This is a genomic window from Reinekea sp. (assembly GCF_982785585.1).
This window is the reverse complement of the sequence record NZ_CEYAVF010000055.1, coordinates 1-4,139: the sequence shown is the minus strand read 5'-3', so window position 1 is coordinate 4,139 and position 4,139 is coordinate 1. Positions and strand designations below refer to the sequence as shown.

The window sequence follows — 4,139 nt, the reverse complement described above, 5'->3', positions numbered from 1 at the left end:
TTGACCAGCGTCACCGCGGCCGTGGCCGAGCCCTCGTCATCGAACAGCCGATAACCCAGGCCGAGCCGGTTGAGCGGCTCATCAACTAGATTGAGGCGAGCATCCATTATTTGCGTGCCGAGCCTGTCGCGCAACGGGTTAACCTTGTCTTGCGCGGCCTTGGCCGACCACATCAGACTGAACGCGCCGAACAGTTGGGGCTGCACATTGGCACTGAAGATCACATCGTAACGCCCAGACTTAAGCGCTTCGCCGGCCAACAAGGCAAGGGTGTCGGCATAGGCGCGATCGCTCAGACGAGTACCATCCAAGTCGCGAAACAAACGGCTATAGGCCACGCTCGAGGCCATGGCGGTGCGTTCACCCTGCTCGGCCAGGGGATAGACGTAGGCGACCACCTGGCGGCTGCGTTGGTCGGCATGGCGGCCACCGGTCGTCAAGATTTGTTGGCGCTGTCGCGCGTCGACTAAGGCATTGTAAGGCACGTTGCGGATCTGCGGCCGCGCGCTCAATTGGCGCTCAAGATCGATAATAAAGTCGATCTTCTCGTCCACCGTGGCATCGTCATCGGGGTCCAGGTCGGCCCCGTCGGCCGTTAGAGCGCCGCTCTGCGAGCTGATTCGTTCGCTCGGCCGGGCGGCACTGTGCCGGGCGTTGGCCAGAGCCTGATCGACCATGAAATTGAGCGCGTCGGGATCGCTGGCCTCGCTCGACGCGGCGCCGACCTGGTCACCGAGCACCACGCGCAGGCCGACGATAAAGGTCGAGGCGACGACCTGTTCATCGAGCTGGCCACCCTGGGCTTTCAGGCTCAATGAGCTGCCCTCGTTGATGATCAAATCAGCCTCGGCGCCGGCCTGTTGTACCCGGGCAAAGATCTTATCGGCAAGTTGTTGCGCTGTTTTGTGGCTGTCCTGGCTATGCTGGGTCATCAGGCGTTCCCTCCGACTAGGATGGCATCGACCTTGAGGGCCGGTTGACCGACCGTGGTCGGGATGGCACCACTGACCGAGCCGCACATGCCGCAGGCCAGACTGAAGTTGTCGCCAACCATGGAAATTTCGCGCAGCACCTTGGGGCCGGTTGAGATCAGGGTCGCGCCCTTGATCGGGTAGAGGATCTTGCCCTTTTCCACGTAATAGCCTTCTTGCACTGAAAAGTTAAACTCACCGGTGCCCGGCTGCACCGAACCGCCGCCCATATGGGAGGCATAGATACCACGATCGATCGAGGCGATCATCGCCTCGACACTGTCTTGTCCCGGTTCGATAAAGGTATTGCGCATGCGCGATGCCGGCGCATAGCGATAGGATTCACGCCGACCCGAGCCGGTTCGGGCATAGCCGGTCTTGGCACTGCCGAGCCGATCGACCAAAAAGCTGGTCAGGCGACCGTCTTGAATCAGCTGGGTGCGTTGGGTCGGCATGCCTTCATCGTCTATATTGAGCGAGCCCCAGGCGTTTTTCAGTGTGCCATCGTCGACCGCGCTGACCTTGGTATGGGCGATCTGCTGACCCATCTGATCGTGAAACACCGAGGCCTGCTTGGCCACCGAGGTGGTTTCCAACAGATGGCCGCAGGCTTCATGGAAGATCACGCCGCCAAAGCCATTGCCCATCACCACCGGCATGGTGCCGCTGGGACAGGGCCGGGCGGAGAGATTGACCAGGGCTTGGCGTGCGGCCTGAGCGCCGAGTGCCGTGGCGTTGTGCTGATCGGCCACTTCCCAACCGAGCAGACCGCCAAAGTTATCGCTGCCGACCGCCTGATCGCTGCCAGCGCTGGCAATAGCGGTTAGCGAGGTGCGCACATAGTGCCGGGTATCGTGCGCGTGCAGTCCTTCGCTGTTGAAGATTTCCACCGCCTGTTCGCGCTGCAGGCAAGCGCCCTTGGTCTGATGAATCGCCGCGCCACCGGCAAAGGCGGCGCGGCTGGCCGTCAGCAGATAGGCTATCTTGGCGTCCAATTGGGCGTCTTGGGACAGCCTTTTCTCGGCCGGGTGCTGGTCGTCTGAGGCAATAAAATTAAAGGCGCTCGCGTGAGTCACCGGATCGCGCCGGTCCTTGGCCGCCAGTTCCGAGGCGATGCGCCGTAATTCATCGGCGCCGACCTTATTGGTATAGCCATACAGAACCTTGTGACCAAACACCATGCGCAGGCCAATGCCAAATTCAACCCCCGATTGGACCGAGTCGACGCGGTCACTGAGGGTATTGAGGGTCGACCGCAATTGGCGTTCGACATACAACTCGACAAAGTCCGCGCCCAGGCTCAAGGCATGGTCGATAACGGTCTGGGCAATAGCGGGGTTTAACATGGGCTCTCCTGGACAAAATAGCGTGGCAACGGGGCGACGGAAGCCGTACCTTAGCAAAGGCAAATGGGTCCTTAATAGCCCATTGTACAAACATTTACCTCAATGGGCTGCTGACATTGGGCGATCAGATCGCTCTGGCTCGAGGCAACAAAGCCATATATGGAATAGTGTTTGAGCCAATCTTTGCTATATTAAAGGGAGACTCAGACAAGGACACTTCGTTATGCCAAAACAAGAATTAAAAAGTCTGTTCCAACGCCTACGCGATCATTTACCCGAAGGTGAGGCCAGTGCACAGCAAAAAATGCTCATGGATCACATTCAGTATCATATTCATGCCGTCGATGAACCCGATCCGGTCGATCAGAGTCTGCGCCAATCGGTGCAAACACTGATTGAAGATCTGGAGTCGGATCATCCCAAGAGCGCGGCCGTGGCGAAAAACATTCTCGAGACCCTAGCCGCCATCGGCATCTAGCCTAGGCGGGCTTAGTCGCCGCGTTCGCCGGACTCATCTGGCGCATCGGTCGCGTCCTCTGATGCGTCATCGAGGGCATCGCGGTCGGCGAGCGAGGCCGGCAAGGGCCGACTGGTCGGTGCGCCCAACTCTTGCAGGCGGCGCACATAGCTGACCATGGAACCTCGCCCGTCGCGGATGCTGCCGATGGCTTCGTGCCAGGTTTTACCCGCGGTATCGAGTTGACTGCCGAGCTTGTCCATCTTGCCACCAAAGACACTGAGCTTATCGTGAATCTTACCGGCCAACTTAAACAATTCCTTGGCATTGAGATTTTGACGCTCCAATGCCCACAGGTTGGCGACCGTACGCAAGGTTGCCAATAGGGTGGTCGGGGTGACTATGACTATATGACGTTCAAAGGCATCATTAAACAGCTGAGGGTCGGCTTCGAAGGCGGCCACGAAGGCGCTCTCGACGGGCATAAACATCAATACGAAATCAGGCGCATTGAGGCCATCCAGACCCGGATAATTCTTACCGCTCAGACTGCGAATATGGCTCCGCGTCGCGGCCACATGATCGCGAATCGCGGCCTCGCGCGTGGCCTCGTCTTCAGCCGCTACGGCTCGTTGGTAGGCGTTAAGACTGACCTTGCTGTCAATAATAATATGTTTGTTATCGGGCAGCTTAATAATAAAGTCGGGTCGTTTATTCTGCCCGTCGGCATCCTTGAAGCTGGCCTCGCGCTCGTATTCCCGGCCCTTGTAGAGGCCTGATGTTTCCAGAATTCGCTCAACCTGCAATTCACCCCAGTTGCCCTGAAGCTTTTTATCGCCCTTAAGTGCCTTGGTTAAATCATGGGCCTGTTGATTGAGCTGGTTATTCATCTCGCGCAACATCGTCAACTGACTCGCTAATTGACTGCGGCCCTCGATGTCCTGACTGTGGATCGTGTCGACACGTTGGCGAAACTGGTCGATCTGTTTCTGGAACGGGTCGAGCAAGGCCGACATCGACTGCTGCGATTGTTCGTTAAACTTCTGATTTTTTGCCTCGAACAACTCATTGGCGAGCACTGAAAACTCCTGCTTGAGTTGGTTCTTATTATCGTTCAGCAGGGCCAATTGAGCGCTATGATGCTGCGCCGCGCTATCGGCTCGGGCGTGAATATCGGTTAGCTGGCTCTGCACATGACTCAAACGCTCGCGCTGCTCATCCAACTGTTCACTGCGTTCTCGCAGCTGCTCCTGTAAGCGCTCAACCTGCTGCAGCTGACCTCGGTATCCGGCCGCCTGCACCCGGCTTTCGCCCAAACTCTGCAACAGCGAGTCGACCTGGTTTTGCGCCAGACGTAAGCGCTCT

The 4,139-nt window shown here is 58.0% G+C and carries 4 protein-coding genes; 1 reads left to right on the top strand and 3 read right to left on the bottom strand.

All coding sequences use genetic code 11. From position 1 onward, the window contains the following. Together AC4FIC_RS14680 and AC4FIC_RS14675 are read right to left on the bottom strand one after the other, a co-directional pair. Nucleotides 1–932, bottom strand: a 932-nt coding sequence (locus AC4FIC_RS14680) for a TldD/PmbA family protein (protein ID WP_476195184.1), incomplete at its 3' end; no start/stop codon positions are given. After that, nucleotides 932–2,317 (bottom strand): TldD/PmbA family protein, encoded by a 1,386-nt coding sequence (locus AC4FIC_RS14675; protein WP_100255805.1) that lies wholly within the window; start codon nucleotides 2,315–2,317, stop codon nucleotides 932–934. The genes AC4FIC_RS14675 and AC4FIC_RS14680, both read right to left, overlap by 1 nt. Before the next feature lie 223 nt (nucleotides 2,318–2,540). On the opposite strand from AC4FIC_RS14675, the gene AC4FIC_RS14670 reads away from it, so the two are divergent. Then, entirely contained in the window at nucleotides 2,541–2,795 is a 255-nt protein-coding gene (locus tag AC4FIC_RS14670; protein ID WP_100255804.1) for a DUF4404 family protein, read from the top strand. 11 nt (nucleotides 2,796–2,806) lie between these two features. On the opposite strand, the gene AC4FIC_RS14665 is transcribed toward AC4FIC_RS14670, so the two are convergent. Then, nucleotides 2,807–4,139, bottom strand: a 1,333-nt coding sequence (locus AC4FIC_RS14665) for a DNA recombination protein RmuC (RefSeq protein ID WP_476195183.1), incomplete at its 5' end; no start/stop codon positions are given.